The sequence below is a fragment of the Pectobacterium artocarpous genome, from assembly GCF_046159765.1.
GTDB lineage: Bacteria > Pseudomonadota > Gammaproteobacteria > Enterobacterales > Enterobacteriaceae > Pectobacterium.
Window position 1 is genome coordinate 1 of the sequence record NZ_JBJXVK010000004.1, and the last position, 17504, is coordinate 17504.

Below are 17504 nucleotides of genomic sequence, written 5' to 3' on the forward strand. Positions count from 1 at the left end.
GCTGAAAACCCGGAAATCTCAAAAAGTGTGTGGAACTAAAACGGGTGCGCTTACAGCTTCACTGGCTGATGCCAGACAATGACGTGATGAAGCGAAAAAGCTGTTGGCGGCTGGAATTGATCCGAGCGCCAAAAAACAGGCTGACAACAAAGCGGTTTTCAGGAAAAGCGTAACAACACCCGCGCTTTCAAAACCGTTGCCAAAAGCTGGTTTGCCACCAAAACCACATGGTCAGAAGATTATCAGCGTTCTGTCTGGACACGGCTCGAAACTTATCTGTTCCCTGATATTGGTGAAAAAGATATTGCTGAACTGGATACAGGCGATCTGCTGGTTCCCATCAAAAAGATAGAGAAGCTGGGTTATCTGGAAATTGCCATGAGGGTGAAGCAGTACGCTACTGCCATCATGCGTTATGCCGTCCAGCAAAAGATGATCCGTTTCAATCCTGCCTATGACTTGGAAGGTGCGGTTCAAAAGCCACAGACGGAACACCGCCCCGCTATTGAACTGGAAGAGATACCTACCCTGCTGGAACGTATTGAAGGCTATAAAGGCCGTAGCCGACTGACTCAACTGGCGACAAAACTCAATCTACTGATTTTTGTCCGTTCCAGCGAACTCCGCTTTGCCCGTTGGTCAGAGATCGATTTCAAAAGCGGTTTGTGGGTTATTCCTGAACAGCTTGAAGCCATTGAAGGTATAAAGCATTCAGGACGTGGTGCCAAAATGCGCAGGAAACATTATGTTCCTCTGTGTAATCAGGCTCTGGCAATTTTGGCAGAGCTAAAAGACCTCACCTATGACGTTAACGGTGATAACGGCTGTATCCTGACTGGTTGTTATGATGCAATGAAGCCTATGAGCGAAAACACTATCAACAAAGCACTGCGCAAAATGGGCTATGACACCAAAACCGATCTGTGCGGGCATGGTTTCCGAACGCTGGCGTGTAGTGCGTTGATTGAATCGGGTATCTGGCCTGAAGATGTGGTTGAGCTTCAAATGAGCCACATGGAAAAGAACAACGTTCGCGCCGCCTATACCCATAAAGCTAAACATCTTGAACAACGCCGCCTGATGCTGCAATGGTGGGCTGATTTTCTGGATGCTAACAGCAGCAGGATGGTTAGGCCGTTTGAGTTTGCGCAGAAGGGATAATGATCTTAGCCAGCAATAGCCGCCGTGTGTGATCTGAGCTTGTTTGACTTTTCATCCCAAACAGGGTAATAAAAGGTATTACCCTTTATTACCCAGAATGACTTCGGGAGGTTAACATGCCAGTCTCCGTAAAACTTGATACCCAACTTGAAGAAAGGCTTGCACGCTTGGCGGCTAAGCGCAAGAGAACAAAACATTATCTGATGAAGCAGGCCATCGTTTCCTATGTTGACACAGAAGAACAGAAAGAACGTTTACGCCAGCAGGCACAGTCCGCATATGCAAATTACCTCAACACAGGTAATCATTTAACGGGTAAAGAAGTCGTTGATTTTCTGCGGAGTGGCAAAAACGGAGATCTTCCTGAATGCCACAAGTGATCGTGACGGAAAAGGCTCGCCAAGGTATTAATCGCTGTCTGGCCTTCCTCGAAAATAATTCCGCAGGCTACGTCATTAACGATGTTAAGAACACCATCGCTGATAGTCTGGATAACCTTGAAAAAGGGCTGGGTACTGGCTTCATCTCTGATGAAGAAGACGAAAATGACTTTTTATATGAAGTGATTATCCCTTATGGCGATTCGGGTTATGAATACTGTTATTTCATTGACGCTCAGGGACGTTATATTGTAGTCGGTTTTAAGCATCAAAAGGAAAATGATTATTACTGAGTCACAAACTTGACAGCCATTGTCAGACTGTTTGAGGTTGTACAAGTTAGTTCAAGACCTCGTATGTAATAAAAGGCATTACGTGATATATCCTATGATGCTCTTGAATCGCTGGAGCATCAAAATAAGAATACATATTGCTACCATCAGGAAATACATACCGACCCTGTAAATAATTCTCTGCCGACCTATTAAAGGTGATCGCTCAGGCGGTCACCGAACTCGATAATAAAACGGCTCATTGCCAGCCGCCAGTTCTGGATTGGCATGCTCCATTTTTTCGACGCCGACTGTATCGCCAGATAAACCACTTTCCGCACTGAGTCATCTGTTGCGAACATCTTGGATTCCCCAGAAGAACGGGTAGATAACCAGGATGCAGAAAACAACTCGATAGAAACCGTAACAAATTCAAGTAAAAGAAGAGAAACAATGCAGAGATTTCTGCTTTTTAAGTACGATATTTCGCGGTATTTTCTACGGCGTGGACGTTAACAAAGAGTAAAGGTGTCATGAAATCAATCAAAAACGTAGTCAGTGCCATTGGTTTAGCTGCTTTTATGCTTACAGGCTACACTCAAGCAGCAGGTTTGCAGGATTCACTTTCCAGCGCGGTTAACCAACTAGGTCAGAACAGTGCTTCATCCGATGGATTGGGTAGATTAGCAGGGTTGCTCAATGGTGGAAATCAAGCGTTAAGTGCCGACAACATGAACAACGCGGCAGGCATCCTGCAATACTGTGTGAAGCAGAAGCTGGTTTCCGCAACCAATACAGAAAACATCAAAAATCAATTGTTGGATAAACTTGGTCTGACTTCTCAGCAAGAAAAACAACAACAGACTGATTATACGCAGGGATTAGCCGGTCTCTTAAACACCCGCGATGGAAAACAGCTGAACCTGAATAATATTGGAAATACGCCATTGGCTGAAAAGGTGAAGACCAAAGCGTGCGATCTCGTCTTGAAGCAAGGTGTGAAGTTCCTTTCCTGATATTCCTAAGGGCTGATTAATTAGCCCTTATTGTTTATTTACATTTGTCGCGGCCCGAGCTGACACCTCAATGGCAAGCGTAAACACTACTGGCTTTGGGATGTATAGTGAATCCAGGACAAGGGCCACCGTGTGACGTGCTATCATCGCCGCGGCTCTTCACTTTGACATCTTTTGATTTTCATCTTTGCTGGATTTTTTCAGCGCGAACTTCTCTGTCTGCTCTCAACGTCGCACGCTATTGCGCGTTACCGGGCAGAACATCACGATGTGAAATGCCTTTTCTATCTGTACACCTCAGATTAGTAATTTCTGCATTGTTGCCCATGTCGATCATGGCAAATCCACCCTCGACGATCGCTTTATCGAGCTGACCGCAACCATCGCCCAACGAGATGATTTTCGGCTTTTTTGATAACCTAAAATCGCTTACACAAGGCTATGTCACGCTGGATTACGAACCATCTCGCTATCGGCGTTCCGATTTAGTGCACTGCGACATCTATCTTGATAGTCAGTTGATCGATGCTTTTTCCTTCATTATTGCCCGCCATGAGGTATGGACGCGAGCGACCGAGATCGTGAAAGTGTTGAAATACGTGATTCCGCACAAGCTGTACCCCGTTCCTGTTCAGGCGAAAGTCGGTAATCGCGTTATCGCACGCGAAGACATCCCGCCGCTGCACAAGATCGCATTGGCGCAGGGTTTTCAGGGCAGCCAGTCGCAAAAACAGTAGCTAATCCGTAAACAACGGGAGAATAAAAAGCACAACGTTGGGTTCTCAAAGCGATATTCCTCGTGAAACATTTATGGCCATTCTGACGATTGACGCCTGATTTTCCACGGAGAAAATGCGACGGTGGCGGATAGGGTGAAAATACTATCCGCCCCTTCGTACCTGAACAAATTTTCCCTTGCCCATCAACAAAGGACAGTATCTTTTATACTGCCGATAATTTATCCTCTCCCGCCTTTTGTCATTGACCAATAATTAAGAAAAAGTAAGAGCCTGCACATTATGAAATCATCACCCGACGTAACGCCGACGCCAGCACCATCAGCGACGTCAACGCTTGCCGCATTGCGCTCCCCTTCTCTGCTGATGCGTGAGATTTTGGCGGGCACCATCACCGCGCTGGCGCTTATCCCAGAAGTGATTTCGTTTTCTATCATCGCTGGCGTAGATCCGAAAGTCAGCCTGATAGCCTCCATCGTCTTGTGTTTCACCATGTCCTTCCTCGGCGGTAGGCCGGCAATGGTGACCGCAGCGGCGGGAGCCGTAGCGCTGGTCATCGGCCCGATGGTCCACGCACACGGCGTAGCCTATATTCTGCCAGCGGTGATCATGGCGGGGATCATCCAGATTCTGTTTGGGCTGGCCGGGCTGGCGAGGATGATGCGCTACATACCGCGCTCGGTAATGATCGGTTTTGTAAACGCGCTGGGCATCCTGATTTTTGCCGCACAGGTGCCGCATATTTACGGGCAATCCTCGCTCGTCTGGCTGCTGTTTGCGCTGACGATCGCGATTGTTCTGCTGCTACCTTATGTGGTGAAAAGCATTCCCGCGCCGCTGATCGCCATTGTGGCAGTGACCACAATCGCTATTTTTACCGGCATCTTGGTGCCTAACGTTGGCGATGCAGGCCCCATGCGACCTGGATTACCGGGTTTCACCCAGTGGCTGGTGCCGCTTAATCTTGAAACGCTGCATATCATCTGGTCGACCGCGCTCAGTATCGCCTTTGTCGGGCTAATGGAATCGCTGTTAACCGCTAAACTGGTCGACGACATCACAGATATGCCATCCAGCAAGCGTCGCGAGTGCTGGGGACTAGGCGTCTCCAATATCTTCGCCGGTTTCTACGGCGGCATTGCCGGGTGCGCGATGATCGGCCAGACCATGGTCAACGTGGAGTTAGGCAAAGCGCGCACGCGTATTTCCACTCTCGCCGCCGCCCTGGTGTTGTTGCTACTGGTGACCGGGCTGAGCGAGATTATGGCGAAGATTCCAATGGTAGTGCTGGCCGGTATTATGATGATCGTCGCGCTCAAAACGATGAACTGGCATAGTCTGCATCCCCGCACGCTGAAGCGGATGCCGCTGTCGGAAACGCTGGTGGTCATCGTGACGGTTGTCGCCACTGTCTCGACGGGTAACCTCGCTATCGGCGTGGCAGGCGGCGTCATTTTCGCCATCCTGCTATTTGCGCGTCGCGTGGCGCACGTCATTCACGCGGAGCGTCAGGTGAGTGAAGACGGACAGTCGGTATATTATACGGTGCGCGGCCCCCTATTCTTCGGCAGCAGCAACGACCTCTTTGAGCACTTTCTCTATGCGCAGGACCCGCAAAACGTCACCATCGACCTGACGCACGCCCAAATCTGGGACGCCTCCAGCGTGGCTGCGCTCGACGCGATCGAAACCCGCTATCATCGCTACGATGCGAAGGTCGCGATCGTCGGACTGGATACCCATAGCACCAAAATTCACCAGCGCCTGTCAGGGCATCTCTAAGCTAACTCCGTATGATTGCCCTGGAATGAGGCGGGAGTGTCTTCCGCCGTTGCGCCAAATGCCGTGCTGGACAGCGAAGCGCTGGATCGTGTCGTTGATACCCACGTCCACAATCTCAGGAAAAAACGCAACCAGCACAGCATGATCAATGTGCTCATCACCGTCCGCTCCGTCTGCTACCGATTCCGGTGAGTATGATGAAAAAATCGATCTTTCTGTCAGAAAAAAGGCGCTATGGCGTTAGCTGTGTTTCCGCATCATTTCTCTACAGCTCGCCGCCGTGATCATCATTGCAAGGCTTATGTGGCAATGCTTCGCCATCAGCAACATCTATACCGAACCGCAGAGGCCGGACGCGATACGCACTGAATTCCAGCAATTCATGGCACAGAAAGATTACAGCAACCCTCCTCTGGCATTGCAACAGGCTAAAGTCGGTATTTGATGATCCGACCTCATCACTGAACCCGGAACTGGTGAGGGAAGTGCTGCACACCATCCGCAAATCAGCGGGCGAAGGACGTACATTGCTGCTGGTCACACACGAACTGGGATTCGCCTACCACTTCGCCGACCGAGTCATCTTTATCGAGAATGGCGTGGCTCATGAAATAGGCAGCGCCGAACAGGTGCTGAAAAACTCGCAGCAACCGCGTACACAGGCTTTTCTTGCTCGCTTTGCCGAGCGGGCCTTTTAATTATCCAGCCAAAACAGTCTGGCCTGTTTGCAGGATCCGCGTCACTGACGGCTCGAAAAGCGGGCATGGGCACCAAAGGAACCACTTTGGCGGCATAATTCCCGCCAAAAGTCTGGGTTTTTAGGGTGCCGGCGATTGGGCACCCTAAGTCGGGCGTGGCATCAATGCCACAGAAAATTCCTCAGTTTTCACGCACGAAACCCGATTTTACCTTGTATTGGAACGCATCTGACTGTCACAAAAATATTGAGGCAATGACAGTAATTAATAACGTTCCAGCCAGTGGGCATACGGTGCTGGCAGCGTCCATGAGGCACGTTCGATGCCCAGTTCGCGGGCAGCCTGATAGCTCCAGTGCGGGTTCGCCAAGTGCGCTTTCCCAACCATCACCAGATCCAACTGGCCCGATGCCACAGCCTGTTCAGCCAGTTCCGGTGTGCCGAAACCCCAGGCAGAAGAGACAGGCAGATCGGCCTGCTCGCGTACCTGTTTAGCAATCGGCCCCATAAAGGCCGGTGCCCACGGAATTTTCGCTTCCGGCGTAGAGAAACCGATACTGACGCTGAGCATATCCAGCCCTGCGGCTTTGAAACGGCGCGTCAACTCAATGGATTCCTGCAAGGTTTCTTCATCACGTCCGTCAAATTCAATCACGCCGAAACGGGCGGTCAGTGGTAGGTGTTGTGGCCACACGTCGCGAACGGCAACCAGCGTTTCCAGCAGAAAACGGCTACGGTTTTCAACACTGCCACCGTACTGATCATTGCGTTTATTAGAGTGAACGGAGAAGAAACTCTGTGCCAGATAGCCGTGAGCAAAATGCAGTTCCAGCCATTCGAACCCGGCTTCCAGCGCACGGCGCGCCGCCGCAACGAAGTCATCACGAACGCGGGCGATATCGTCCAGCGTCATTTCCTGCGGTTGCTTAGGCAGATTCGCGCCAAAAGCCTCCGCGGAAGGAGCGATAGTCGGCCAGCCACGTGAGTCACCAGCGGGGATGTGGTCGTCGCCTTCCCAGGGGATATTCGCGCTGGCTTTGCGTCCAGCGTGGGCGATCTGAATTCCCGGCACGGCGCCTGCATCCTTAATGGATTTGGCGACCTTGGCAAACGCCTGCGCCTGCTCATCGTTCCAGATGCCTGCACAGTGCGGCGTGATGCGGCCTTCAGGGGCGACAGCCGTCGCTTCCACGATAACCAACCCAGCACCACCGCGCGCCAGCGAGGCATAGTGCACCCGATGCCACTCGTTGATCAGGCCGTCATTCGCGGAATAGGTACACATCGGAGGAACAGCAATGCGGTTGCGTAACGTAATCTCTTTCAGTTTGAAGGGTTGAAACAGTGCGGACATAATTTCCTACCTTATCTGGTTGCTTCGATATTTCGATATTATTCGAATAATAGATTTTAGACAACCCTGACGCTATAATTCGCCCATGAGACCTTTTAAGCACCCCGCCCCCGATGAATTCACCCTTGAGCGCGTCCTGTACGCCTTGAGCGACCCCTTGCGGATGGAAATCGTCCGCCATCTGGCCGTGCAGGGAGAAGCCACCTGTAGCGAGCTTGACGGGGGTCGACCGAAATCCAGCGTATCGCACCATTTTCGCGTTTTACGCGACTCGGGCCTGCTGCACACCACCAACAGCGGCACTACGCACATCAACCGATTACGCCGCAGCGAAATGCAACAGCGCTTCCCTGGCTTGCTCGACGCCATACTGTCTCAACCCACAGAGTAAGTTTTTTCACGCCAGCGACGGGCTTCCCGCCATTGCTTCTTATCCGCTATTCCACTCTCTCGCTATTTCAATATTGACACTTTGCTTTGCAATTCTATGAATATAGCAGCCGTCATTTTTCCATTATTCTGGTACTGATACGGGTTTTATGAGGCAGCGTGGATGGATTACTACATTGGCATTGATATCGGGACCTCAAAGGTCAAATCGGTGTTATTCGATACCGATTTCAACGAACTTCAGATTGCGTCAGCCAACACCATTACCGATTCTCCTCGTCCTGGCTATGCCGAACAAAATATGCATCATGTATGGGACGGCGTACTTTCCACCCTGAAAACGCTGGCCGCTTCGCCGCGGTTACGCTACGGCCACATGCGGGCCATCGGGCTGACAGGCCAAGGAGAAGGCGTCTGGCTGAGCGATCGCCACGGGCACCCTATCCGACAAGCCATCCTCTGGAGCGATACCCGGACGGCGGAACAGGTTCATCAGCTTAAACAGCGCCCGAATCTGGAAGCGACACTCTTTCCCGAAACCGGTTCTCCCCTGCTCCCGTGCAACAGCACACAGCAGTTACGCTGGTTGATACACCACCAGCCGGAGACACTGAACGACGCCGATTACTTCTTTTTCGCCAAAGACTGGGTTCGCTTTCGACTAACGGGACAGGCAAATCTGGAGTTAACGGACGCCGGTACGTCGCTGCTGGATCTGCATAGCGAAACGCTGTCAAAAACCGTGCTGGATAAGCTGGACTTACACGCCATCAGACCACTTTTTCCGCCGTTGCTTTATCCCGATGACATCGCCGGCACGCTCAGCGATGCCGTCTCCACACAGACGGGTTTGCCCGCCGGAATCCCTGTCTGCGCGGGAGCGTTGGATGTGTCTGCCGCCGCACTGGGCATCGGTGCCATTCACGACGGCGATATTTTTACTATTCTTGGCACCACCTGCTGCACCGGCATTGTGTGCCGTGGTTTAACGCAGGTGAGTTTGCAAACCCGGTTTGTCGCACACGCCTGGCCGGGCCACTATCTCAATCTGTTCGCGATGCAGTCTGGCACGCCGAATATCGACTGGGCGTTAAGCACGCTGGCTGACGATGCCGACTTTCAGACCATCAACGCACGTATTGCCCGCGTTCCTCCTGGCAGCGGCGGCGTTTTCTATCAGCCTTACCTTAATGGCGAGCGAGCACCATTTTACAGTCCCTCAGCACGAGCGGGATTTTTTGGTATCGAGCAATCCACGACCAACGCACATCTACTGCGCGCGGTTTTTGAGGGACTCGCCTATGCGATAACCGATTCGCTCAGCGGTTATCCTCCCCACGGCGATCTCTACATTGCCGGTGGCGGCGCCGCCTCAGCGATTTGGTTGCAAATTATTGCGGACTGTACCGGACGGCGGGTGATCGCCAGCTCGGTCAAAGAGCTGAGCGCATGCGGGGCTGCGCGCCTCGCCGCCCTGTCCATCGGAGAAAGTGCCAACCTCGTTCCTGCGGTCAACGCACAGGTGTCAACGTATCTCCCCGATGCCGACGCCCATCGCCAGTATCAGACCCTGTTTCCGGTGTTTCGCCAACTGCGAGACCAGCTACAGCCACTCTGGCAGGCGCGTGCTCAAGCGCTTAATGTACTAAAGAACGACAGCGCCATGCCTTCGCATACGTCTTCCACCTCACAGGAAAGCATTGCCTCATGAAGATCGTATTTACCGCCGAGTATGGCGGCAGCCTTGATGCCTTTCAGGCGTTGGGAGAATTAGTTGTGGATGGCTGGACCATCGGTCTCCCCACGCTGAGTGAAGCGGCGCTGATTCGACTGGCGGGGAACGCTGACGTCATCGTCACCAGCTATGACAATATTACCGCCCGCGTCATTGAGGCTTGCCCTCACCTGCGGCTTATTGCCTGTACCCGCGCCAACCCGGTAAACATCGATATCGAAGCCGCCCGCCGCCGAGGCATTCCGGTGCTCTATACCCCCGGACGTAATGCGGATGCCGCCGCAGAATTAACGCTGGCGCTGATGTTGAATGCCGCACGCCACATCCCTCAGGCCCATAGCGCCCTGAAACGCGGGGAATTCACACGCGAAACCAACACCGCCCTACAGACTCAGGCGGGACTGCGGCAAGATGTAGTATGGGACGTAGACAAACACAGTCCGTATGAAGTTTTCAAAGGCGGCGAACTGCGTAACAAGACGCTCGGCATCATCGGCTATGGCAGCATTGGTCATCGGGTCGGGAAACTGGCGCGCGCCTTTGGGATGCAGTTACTGATTGCCGATCCGTATGTCGCCGCCGAAGAGATTAATGAACCGGGTATTCGAAAAACCACGCTGGATGAGCTGTTTTCGCAGTCCGATTTCGTCAGCCTGCATCTGAATAGCACACCGCAGACCAAAGGGCTGGTCAACCTCGACAGGCTAAGGAGCATGCGCCCTACTGCCTACCTGATCAACACCTCGCGTGCGGCCGTGATTGTCGAAGCCGACCTGATCGCCGCGCTACGCGAAAAGTGGCTGGCAGGTGCCGCACTTGACGTTTACGACAGCGAACCGCTCTGGCGTCATCATCCGTTTATTACCGAATTTGATAACGTGGTGCTCACGCCGCACATTGCCGGCGCAACGCGGGAGACGCTGGTGAAGCACACCGCGATGATTGCCGCCGACCTACAGCGGTTCATTCGCGGTGAACCGCTGCTTTACGAATGGAAATAGACGTAACACCGCTCTGGTAGGTCAGCGTCTCATACTAATAGGTCGGGGTTTCTGCCATAAACCGCAGCGTATGTTCCCAGTCAATTACGCCCGCATCAGACCCCAGACTGGTGGCGACCAGCCCCGATACCGCCGATCCGAGCTGGCAGGCCTGTTCCAGTTCCCAGCCTTTTGCCAGACCGGCAATAAAGCCACCGCAGTAGCTGTCGCCGCAGCCGGTCGTATCCGATACCGCCACGCGATAGGCAGGGATACGTAGCGTAATATCCTGACCGAACACGTAAGAGCCTGTCGCTCCCGCTTTGAAAATACAGGTGCCAACGCCGCGATCGAGGAAGAAAGCCGCGATCTCTGCCGGCTTAGTCAGGCCGGAGATAAACTCAGCCTCGTCCAGCGAGGGCATAAAATAGTCCACATCCGGCAACAACGGCGTCAGCAGCGCCAGCGTCTCGGCGTTTGGCGCGACCAGATCGAAACTGGTCGTCAGCCCTTTCGCTTTGGCGTGTCGAAGCAGATGCGCACTCTGGCCCCGATCCATGTTCGCCAGCAGCCCCGTGCCGCCGTGGTGTAAGAAACGCGCATTACACACGGCATCAAAGTCCTGCTCATCAATGAACAGGTGATCTGACGCGCCGCGATAGTGTAGCGCCGGACGCTCACCGTCTGGGCGAATGGTCAGAATGGTCGCCGAGGTCGATGCCGCCGTCGTTCTCTGAACCAGAGAGCAGTCGATACCCAGTTTGCGATAGGTCGCCAAAATAAAATCGGCTTTTTCATCCTCACCGAGGCAGGCTGCCGTCGCCGTGCGGATACCCAATTTAGCCGCGTTCATCGCCGCACCGCTGGCCGTCCCGGCAGGGTTAAGACGAATTTCATCGATAAAATGTACGCCGCCGCCTTCGGGCAAACCGCTCACTGGCCGGCCTGCAATATCCAGAATGGTTAATCCGACAAAAACTGCATCAAACTGACTCACGCTCGCTCCTTCTTCACATTCTGCTTCTTCACGTTCTGTTTTTTATTCGTATTCGATTCATTTTTTATTGCCGCTGGCGCAGTCGCCCTTGCAGGAAAGAGAGCGCCAGCGCCAGCACTAAAATCACGCCGCTCAGCGCATCTTTTACGATGAAATTTAGCCCCATCAGGTTCAAACCGTTGGCAATCATGCCGAGAAATAGCACACCGATTAGCGTCCCAGCCACGTTAGGTCGCCCCTGCGCGTGGAACGCGGTGCCGATGAACACGGCGGCAATGGCGTCCATCAGGTACGCCTGCCCAGCCAGCGGCGTAAACTGCCGCAAATTGGCGGATAACACCACGCCGCCGATAGCGCACGTCATTGACGTGACAATCAGCAGCCAGAACATCGTGCGCCGCACGTTAACCCCGGCAATCAGCGCCGCAGGCGCATTCAAGCCCATCGCGTGAATACGTTTACCGGCAATCGTCCGTTCAAAAAACAGGTAATAAGCAAGCCACAGTACCGCGACGATCACGATCGGCACCGGAATGCCCCACAGTTCACCCACGGCCAGTTCGTGGTACTGCGGTGCCATCCGGCGGTAAGCGATCGGCCCACCGCCCTCGGTGTAGATACGCTCGATGCTGCTACCGATAAACCATGTCCCCATGGTCGCCAAAAACGGCTTAATTCGGCAATGAATAATCAGCATCGCATTCACCACCCCCACCAGCGCGCCCCCCGCCAACGCGGCCAGCACCGCAGCCTGCCATGACAGACCATAGACTTTGAGCGCCACCAGCGCAAAGGCCGCGCCAAAATCCAGCGCAACGCCCACGGACAGGTCAATCCCGCCCGCGGTCACCACCAACGTCATGGCCAGCGCCACAATCAGCAGTACCGCACTGCCCTGCAACAGATTCCCCCAGTTGCCTGGCGTTAAAAATATCGGGTTTTGCAGTGAGAAAAACACCAGAAAAACCAGCAAAATGACCAGAAAGCCATAGCGGATAAAAAAAGACAGCCCAAGCCTACTGCCCGGCAGCGCAGACTGTGCCGCCAAAGAAGAACCTTTCACGTGTGACCCCTTTGTCTGCTTAATGAGGCGGCGGTGAGCACCACCAGAATCAGTGCGCCCTTAATCGCGCCGACCCAAAAAATATCGACCCGCAGCAGCGTCAGACCGTTCGACAGCGCGTTAACCAGCAGCGTGCCCAGCAATGCTCCCCAGATAGTGACCACCCGACGACGCGAGAACGCCGCACCAAGGAATGTCGCCAATACCATCTCCAGCAGCAGCGGTTCTGCCGTACCGGGCGAGCTGCCTGATCCTTGCGCTACCAGCGTCAACGAGGCCAACGCCGCCGCCATCGCCCCTAACAGATACGAACCGATAACCAGCGGCGTGTGGGAAATTCCCGACAACTGCGCCGCTTCGCGGTTTCCCCCCACGGCCTGCAAATGCTGGCCCCAGCGGCTATGGTGAACAAGAAACTGAAACAAGAGAAAAACCAGCAGCATGAACCAGACTGCCAGCGGCAGCCCGAGCAGGCTGCTATCACGAAATGCCACAATCACCGGGTCGCTAACGCTGATGCGCCGCTGCTGGGTGAGCAAATTGGTGAGTCCGATAACCGCCACGGAGCAAGCTAATGTCGCTAATAGCGGCGGTAGCCGAATCGCCACCACCAGTGCGGCATTCACCGTACCCGCCAATAGCGCAGCCCCTGCCACCAGCGCAATCAGCCACGGGTAGCTGATACTTGCATTCGTCAAACCGTCGCTGATGATCGCGACGGCAAGTACCGCAATCGCGGGCAGCGAGAGATCGATACCGCCGGAGACAACATCGTCACCGCCGCCCGTAATGACGCAGACTAGCCCGAAGCACAGGATCGCCAGCGGCGCGCTTTGCCGCAAAATAATGGTGATGTTTTGCCAACTGAGAAAATAAGGCGCACTCAAGCAGAGGAATAGCAGCAGCGCGGCAAACAGCAGCAAGGGAATATGATTGACAAGCCAGGCTAAACGCGATGTCGGGCGGATGGAATGTAACGTGCTCATGATACCGCCTCCCACGCTTTGCCGCTGCTGGTCAACGCCAGCAGGCTATCCAGAGAGAGCTGTTCAGTCGCAGCATCGGCGATGAGTTCGCCACGCCACATCACCAGAATACGATCGCACAACCCCAGCAGTTCGCCATAGTCGCTGGAAGAGACAATAACCGCCCGCCCCTCAGCAGCGAGCTGTCGGGTGAGCTGATAAATTTCCGCCTTCGCGCCAATATCGACACCCAACGTCGGTTCATCCAAGATGAACAAACGGGTATCCGTCTTCAGCCAGCGCGCCAGTATGACCTTCTGCTGGTTTCCACCGCTTAAATGACGCACCGGCAGGCTCACGCCACGCGGTCGGATATCCAGCGTCTGCGCCAGATGATTCGCCTGCGCAGCAGCTTTCTTACGCTGTAGCCAGCCACGCCAGGCAACCGCAGGCAAGGAGGCCAGATTGATATTGTCCGCCACGGATAGCGGTAAGATCAGTCCGTCATGGCGACGATCGCGCGGCACCAGCGCTATTTTCTGTGCGATCGCCTGTATCGGTGAACGCGGTCGCAATACCTGACCATCAATGGCGATATGTCCCTCACGGGCGGGCGTAATACCATAGAGCGCATCAATCAGCGCCTCACGTCCCGAACCTAACAGCCCCGCGATACCAACAATTTCTCCCGCCGCCACCTGAAAACAGATCGGTTGGAAATGCTGCCGATCCGTGAGCTGTTCAACCTGTAACAAGGGCGTCCCTGTGACCGTTCTCTTTTTTTCGCCATGGAATAGGCTGGCGATCTCTCGCCCGACCATCAGGCGAATCATTCCATCGATATCCTTCGTTTCAGGATCGTCCAACGTCGCCACGCCCTTACCATTACGCAACACGGTGACGCGATCGCAGATATCCGCAATTTCATTAAGATAGTGAGAGACATAGATAATGGCGATACCACGCTGCTTGAGCGTCTGGAGCGTATCCAATAGCTGCGCGGCTTCGCGTGCTTCGAGTGGCGCGGTCGGTTCATCAAACACCACCAGTCGCGCCTTACCGTCAATCAGCGCCCGCGCAATCTGCACCCGCTTGCGTTCCGCCAGGCTTAATTCGCGAATCAGCCGGTTAGCGTCTATCGATAAATTAAAGGTATGCTGAAAAAACTGCTCTGTCTCACGCCGCATCGCACGACGATCGACACCTCGCCAGCGATTCACGGGTTCCTGTCCGAGAAACACCGATTCCGCCACGGTAAAGTGGGGAATCAGATGCAGTTCCTGATGAATAAAACGCACGCCGTGCGCGTGGATAACCGCTGGCGTCACGTTGGTCAACCGCTGCCCATCGATAGCAATCTCACCACCATCTGCGGCACAAACGCCAGCCAGTACCTTGATTAAGGTTGATTTCCCCGCACCGTTCTCCCCGATCAGACCGAGAATCTCTCCCGGACGAACCGTTAGCGATACGTTATCCAGCGCGGAAATCCCCGCAAACAGCTTGCTGATGTGCATCATGGCCAGACCGTCGCCGGAAGGCGACGGGGCTAAATCATATCCCACCATAGACTATTTCAGGTCGCCATAGCCAAGCTGTTTATAGACCGCCTTGGCTTCTGCCTCCCCTTTGACGGGCAAAACCGGCACAAACGTCTGCGGCAACAGCGTGGCATCCGCGAAATAACGGGCGACGTTTTTCGCCGATGTGGCGCCGATCAGGCGCGGTTGCTGCGCGACGTTAGCAACAAACGGGCTGCCTTTTTCCGCCATAATTTCCAGCGTTTCTGGCCCGGCATCAATCGCCGTGACCTTCACATCCTTGTCACGTCCGGTTTCTTGCAGGGCCTGCACCACGCCGATGGCAGGCTGATCCCAGCAGGCAACGTGGATGGCATCCAGCGTGCCTTTCGGATGCTGGCTCAGCAGTTCAAGGGTTTTCTTGCGCGCGTCTTCAGGCGAGTTGGAATATTGTTCAGCCAGCTCAGGCTGAATAATTTTGATCCCCGGATAATCTTGCAGAACGTATTTCCACAAGTCATAGCGAATACCGCAGATGTGCAGCGCGTTGGAGAACGCGTTGAATACCGCGATATTTCCTTTTCCACCTAGCGCATCCGCCGTATAGCGCCCAATCGTCGAACCGATCGCATAGTTATCCGACGTCGTGTTATTGATGGAGTAAGACGAGACATGATCGACGGTAAAAACCGGAATCTTTGCCTCACGCAGCGCTTTAAATTTTGGCTCTACCGCGCTGTCGCCGAGAATACTGATCACCGCATCGACTTTGCGCGCCAGCAGAATATCGTGGTTATTAGCGTGAACCTGATTATCACGTCCGCCATCCACGCCCACGACCTGCCCACCGAGTTTCTCAATTTCTTCGGTCGCGCCTTTATAAGCCTCACGATCCCAAAAATGCTGTGTTCCCACCACAGCAACGCCAATGGTTTTTCCCTTCAATGACAGTGTCTCATCCGCCGCCTGAACCGAGGTCATTACCCCTGTCGCCAGCACGCATGCCGCGAGACGAGAAAAGCGAGTCTTCATCATGTTTATCCCGGTTTTTATAAAATTATTAGCAGTGAAAGAGATTAGCAACGGGAAAAGTTAAATCGAAATAACAAAAATGATAATGGCTAGTAATTAAATAGAAATAGCGTTGTTCAGCAAATGTAATGATTGTTAATCATTGAATTGGAAGGAATAAGTTATAAAAAAAGCATCTTGTTTTTTGTCCCTATAAAAGGAATGGTTAAGGCTCTTCTATTCTGATGAGAAAAACGACCATGACAACGCTCTCGATTTATCACCGCCCGCACATCACACAGCCCGTCCAGCAGCTCACCGCGTTTACTGACATCGTGGCCCTGCTCGCCAGCGCCGGAATCCAGTTAGAACACTGGCAGACCGACGCGCCGCCGCCCGATGCCAGCAGCGAAACCATTTTGATGCAGTATCATGCCGATATTGAGCGGCTCAAACAGCAGGAGGGCTATACCTCTGCCGATGTAATTAGCCTGACGCCAGATCACGCGGAGCGACAGGCACTTCGGGAAAAATTTCTTCAGGAACATACCCATAGTGAAGATGAAGTGCGCTTTTTTGTGCACGGAAGCGGCATCTTCTTTGTACCGATGGGCGAACAGGTTTTCCAGCTTACCTGCGAGGCCGGCGACCTCTTACGCGTTCCCGCCAACACGCCACACTGGTTTGATTGCGGTGAATGTCCTGATTTTGTCGCGATCCGTATTTTTACCAATCCAGAAGGCTGGGTCGGGCACTTTACCGGACGGGAGACGTTTCACTAATTCCACGATCGTTTCTGCATTTCTCCGCCGTTCCCTTTATACTGTGCGCTTTGTACCAAAACGAACGGCGAGACCCCTTCCGTAATGATGAATAACGATGTCCTGCGCAGCGTGCGCTATATGCTGAATTTGAACAATGACCACCTGCGGAAGATTCTGGCGCTGGTGGAGATGACCGTCCCTCCACAGCAGTTGGCGAGCTACGTCAAAAAAGAGGGTGAGGAAGGCTATCAACCTTGCCCGGACATCGTGATGAGTTATTTCCTGAATGGACTGATCCTGCAAAAACGCGGCAAAGATGAAAACCAGCCTGCGCCGCAGTTTGAGCGCAAGATGACCAACAATATTATTCTGAAAAAGCTACGTGTCGCATTTTCGCTAAAAACGGATGATATTCAGGCGATCCTGTTGGAACAAAATTTCCGCATTTCAGTGCCGGAAGTTACCGCAATGATGCGCGCCCCTGACCACAAAAACTATCGCACCTGCGGCGATCAGGTCATCCGCTACTTTCTGAAAGGACTAACGGCGCGAGTACGCAAAGGCTAAAAGCAACGCGTTAGCGAAAGGACGTGAGCGTTGCCTGACTAACCTTTTTCTGTAACAGGCATCAGCAACGCTCGATTTTTCGTACAGCCTCTTTTCGTACGCTATCCATGCTG

18 protein-coding genes and 4 pseudogenes are annotated in these 17504 nt (G+C 53.5%); 15 read left to right on the forward strand and 7 right to left on the reverse strand.

Annotated features, from left to right (window positions below):
• From ACKQAD_RS03150 to ACKQAD_RS03160, 3 genes and pseudogenes are all read left to right on the forward strand, one after another.
• A pseudogene (locus ACKQAD_RS03150) lies at positions 1 to 1161 on the forward strand (tyrosine-type recombinase/integrase); the annotation flags it as partial.
• A gap of 116 nt (positions 1162 to 1277) precedes the next feature.
• Positions 1278 to 1541 carry a CopG family ribbon-helix-helix protein gene (locus tag ACKQAD_RS03155; protein WP_409158810.1) on the forward strand — a complete coding sequence of 88 codons (264 nt, stop codon included), beginning with the start codon at positions 1278 to 1280 and terminating at the stop codon, positions 1539 to 1541.
• Positions 1529 to 1834: a hypothetical protein gene (locus ACKQAD_RS03160; protein WP_409158811.1), complete on the forward strand. Its 306-nt coding sequence runs from the start codon at positions 1529 to 1531 to the stop codon at positions 1832 to 1834. The genes ACKQAD_RS03155 and ACKQAD_RS03160 overlap by 13 nt, the downstream gene beginning before the upstream one ends.
• 191 nt (positions 1835 to 2025) lie before the next feature.
• On the opposite strand, the pseudogene ACKQAD_RS03165 reads toward ACKQAD_RS03160, so the two are convergent.
• A pseudogene (locus ACKQAD_RS03165) lies at positions 2026 to 2178 on the reverse strand (IS256 family transposase); the annotation flags it as partial.
• Positions 2179 to 2346: 168 nt separating this feature from the next.
• On the opposite strand from ACKQAD_RS03165, the gene ACKQAD_RS03170 reads away from it, so the two are divergent.
• The 7 genes and pseudogenes from ACKQAD_RS03170 to ACKQAD_RS03200 form a co-directional block, all read left to right on the forward strand.
• Entirely contained in the window at positions 2347 to 2829 is a 483-nt protein-coding gene (locus tag ACKQAD_RS03170) for a YjjA family protein (protein ID WP_409158812.1), read from the forward strand.
• A gap of 316 nt (positions 2830 to 3145) precedes the next feature.
• Positions 3146 to 3244 (forward strand): hypothetical protein, encoded by a 99-nt coding sequence (locus ACKQAD_RS03175; RefSeq protein ID WP_409158981.1) that lies wholly within the window; start codon positions 3146 to 3148, stop codon positions 3242 to 3244.
• Positions 3225 to 3566 carry a hypothetical protein gene (locus ACKQAD_RS03180; protein WP_409158813.1) on the forward strand — a complete coding sequence of 114 codons (342 nt, stop codon included), beginning with the start codon at positions 3225 to 3227 and terminating at the stop codon, positions 3564 to 3566. The genes ACKQAD_RS03175 and ACKQAD_RS03180 overlap by 20 nt, the downstream gene beginning before the upstream one ends.
• 282 nt (positions 3567 to 3848) lie before the next feature.
• The gene (locus tag ACKQAD_RS03185; RefSeq protein ID WP_409158814.1) at positions 3849 to 5348 is read left to right on the forward strand and encodes a SulP family inorganic anion transporter; all 1500 of its coding nucleotides are present in this window, start codon (positions 3849 to 3851) and stop codon (positions 5346 to 5348) included.
• A gap of 69 nt (positions 5349 to 5417) precedes the next feature.
• A pseudogene (locus tag ACKQAD_RS03190) lies at positions 5418 to 5540 on the forward strand (DNA-binding response regulator); the annotation flags it as partial.
• Between the two features lie 109 nt (positions 5541 to 5649).
• Positions 5650 to 5793 (forward strand): hypothetical protein, encoded by a 144-nt coding sequence (locus ACKQAD_RS03195; protein WP_409158998.1) that lies wholly within the window; start codon positions 5650 to 5652, stop codon positions 5791 to 5793.
• Positions 5786 to 6046 (forward strand): annotated as a pseudogene (locus tag ACKQAD_RS03200) (amino acid ABC transporter ATP-binding protein); the annotation flags it as partial. The gene ACKQAD_RS03195 and the pseudogene ACKQAD_RS03200, both read left to right, overlap by 8 nt.
• 264 nt (positions 6047 to 6310) lie before the next feature.
• Here the strand turns inward: ACKQAD_RS03200 and ACKQAD_RS03205 are convergent.
• The gene (locus ACKQAD_RS03205) at positions 6311 to 7399 is read right to left on the reverse strand and encodes an NADH:flavin oxidoreductase/NADH oxidase (protein WP_409158815.1); all 1089 of its coding nucleotides are present in this window, start codon (positions 7397 to 7399) and stop codon (positions 6311 to 6313) included.
• An 85-nt stretch (positions 7400 to 7484) separates the two neighbouring features.
• On the opposite strand from ACKQAD_RS03205, the gene ACKQAD_RS03210 reads away from it, so the two are divergent.
• From ACKQAD_RS03210 to ACKQAD_RS03220, 3 genes are all read left to right on the forward strand, one after another.
• Complete coding sequence (locus tag ACKQAD_RS03210; protein ID WP_409158816.1) at positions 7485 to 7790, forward strand: ArsR/SmtB family transcription factor; 306 nt, start codon at positions 7485 to 7487, stop codon at positions 7788 to 7790.
• A gap of 162 nt (positions 7791 to 7952) precedes the next feature.
• Positions 7953 to 9500 (forward strand): FGGY-family carbohydrate kinase, encoded by a 1548-nt coding sequence (locus tag ACKQAD_RS03215; RefSeq protein WP_409158817.1) that lies wholly within the window; start codon positions 7953 to 7955, stop codon positions 9498 to 9500.
• A complete protein-coding gene (locus tag ACKQAD_RS03220; protein ID WP_409158818.1) occupies positions 9497 to 10525 on the forward strand; it encodes a 2-hydroxyacid dehydrogenase in 1029 nt (342 codons plus the stop codon). Before ACKQAD_RS03215 ends, ACKQAD_RS03220 begins: the two co-directional genes overlap by 4 nt.
• A 34-nt stretch (positions 10526 to 10559) precedes the next feature.
• Here the strand turns inward: ACKQAD_RS03220 and ACKQAD_RS03225 are convergent, their stop codons facing one another.
• From ACKQAD_RS03225 to ACKQAD_RS03245, 5 genes are all read right to left on the reverse strand, one after another.
• On the reverse strand, positions 10560 to 11501 hold the full coding sequence (locus ACKQAD_RS03225; RefSeq protein WP_409158819.1) for a carbohydrate kinase family protein: 942 nt from the start codon (positions 11499 to 11501) through the stop codon (positions 10560 to 10562).
• Between the two features lie 64 nt (positions 11502 to 11565).
• Entirely contained in the window at positions 11566 to 12564 is a 999-nt protein-coding gene (locus ACKQAD_RS03230; protein ID WP_409158820.1) for an ABC transporter permease, read from the reverse strand.
• Positions 12561 to 13550 carry an ABC transporter permease gene (locus ACKQAD_RS03235; RefSeq protein ID WP_409158821.1) on the reverse strand — a complete coding sequence of 330 codons (990 nt, stop codon included), beginning with the start codon at positions 13548 to 13550 and terminating at the stop codon, positions 12561 to 12563. Before ACKQAD_RS03235 ends, ACKQAD_RS03230 begins: the two co-directional genes overlap by 4 nt.
• Entirely contained in the window at positions 13547 to 15097 is a 1551-nt protein-coding gene (locus tag ACKQAD_RS03240) for a sugar ABC transporter ATP-binding protein (protein WP_409158822.1), read from the reverse strand. The genes ACKQAD_RS03235 and ACKQAD_RS03240 overlap by 4 nt, the downstream gene beginning before the upstream one ends.
• Positions 15098 to 15100: 3 nt before the next feature.
• Positions 15101 to 16081 carry a sugar ABC transporter substrate-binding protein gene (locus ACKQAD_RS03245; protein WP_409158982.1) on the reverse strand — a complete coding sequence of 327 codons (981 nt, stop codon included), beginning with the start codon at positions 16079 to 16081 and terminating at the stop codon, positions 15101 to 15103.
• Between the two features lie 239 nt (positions 16082 to 16320).
• Between ACKQAD_RS03245 and ACKQAD_RS03250 the strand changes: the two genes are divergently transcribed.
• The gene (locus tag ACKQAD_RS03250; RefSeq protein ID WP_409158983.1) at positions 16321 to 16842 is read left to right on the forward strand and encodes a 1,2-dihydroxy-3-keto-5-methylthiopentene dioxygenase; all 522 of its coding nucleotides are present in this window, start codon (positions 16321 to 16323) and stop codon (positions 16840 to 16842) included.
• A gap of 84 nt (positions 16843 to 16926) precedes the next feature.
• Positions 16927 to 17391, forward strand: coding sequence for a YehS family protein (locus ACKQAD_RS03255; protein ID WP_409158823.1), 465 nt, complete (start codon positions 16927 to 16929; stop codon positions 17389 to 17391).
• The last annotated feature ends 113 nt before the right edge of the window (positions 17392 to 17504 follow it).

Bases quoted from the DNA above. Each gene is read 5' to 3' on its own strand.
- ACKQAD_RS03180 (WP_409158813.1), top strand. From the start codon at position 3,225: ATGATTTTCGGCTTTTTTGATAACCTAAAATCGCTTACACAAGGCTAT.
- ACKQAD_RS03195 (WP_409158998.1), top strand. From the start codon at position 5,650: ATGTGGCAATGCTTCGCCATCAGCAACATCTATACCGAACCGCAGAGG.
- ACKQAD_RS03245 (WP_409158982.1), bottom strand. From the start codon at position 16,081: ATGAAGACTCGCTTTTCTCGTCTCGCGGCATGCGTGCTGGCGACAGGG.
- ACKQAD_RS03170 (WP_409158812.1), top strand. From the start codon at position 2,347: ATGAAATCAATCAAAAACGTAGTCAGTGCCATTGGTTTAGCTGCTTTT.
- ACKQAD_RS03210 (WP_409158816.1), top strand. From the start codon at position 7,485: ATGAGACCTTTTAAGCACCCCGCCCCCGATGAATTCACCCTTGAGCGC.
- ACKQAD_RS03155 (WP_409158810.1), top strand. From the start codon at position 1,278: ATGCCAGTCTCCGTAAAACTTGATACCCAACTTGAAGAAAGGCTTGCA.
- ACKQAD_RS03240 (WP_409158822.1), bottom strand. From the start codon at position 15,097: ATGGTGGGATATGATTTAGCCCCGTCGCCTTCCGGCGACGGTCTGGCC.
- ACKQAD_RS03185 (WP_409158814.1), top strand. From the start codon at position 3,849: ATGAAATCATCACCCGACGTAACGCCGACGCCAGCACCATCAGCGACG.
- ACKQAD_RS03205 (WP_409158815.1), bottom strand. From the start codon at position 7,399: ATGTCCGCACTGTTTCAACCCTTCAAACTGAAAGAGATTACGTTACGC.
- ACKQAD_RS03160 (WP_409158811.1), top strand. From the start codon at position 1,529: ATGCCACAAGTGATCGTGACGGAAAAGGCTCGCCAAGGTATTAATCGC.
- ACKQAD_RS03220 (WP_409158818.1), top strand. From the start codon at position 9,497: ATGAAGATCGTATTTACCGCCGAGTATGGCGGCAGCCTTGATGCCTTT.
- ACKQAD_RS03235 (WP_409158821.1), bottom strand. From the start codon at position 13,550: ATGAGCACGTTACATTCCATCCGCCCGACATCGCGTTTAGCCTGGCTT.
- ACKQAD_RS03215 (WP_409158817.1), top strand. From the start codon at position 7,953: ATGGATTACTACATTGGCATTGATATCGGGACCTCAAAGGTCAAATCG.
- ACKQAD_RS03250 (WP_409158983.1), top strand. From the start codon at position 16,321: ATGACAACGCTCTCGATTTATCACCGCCCGCACATCACACAGCCCGTC.
- ACKQAD_RS03255 (WP_409158823.1), top strand. From the start codon at position 16,927: ATGATGAATAACGATGTCCTGCGCAGCGTGCGCTATATGCTGAATTTG.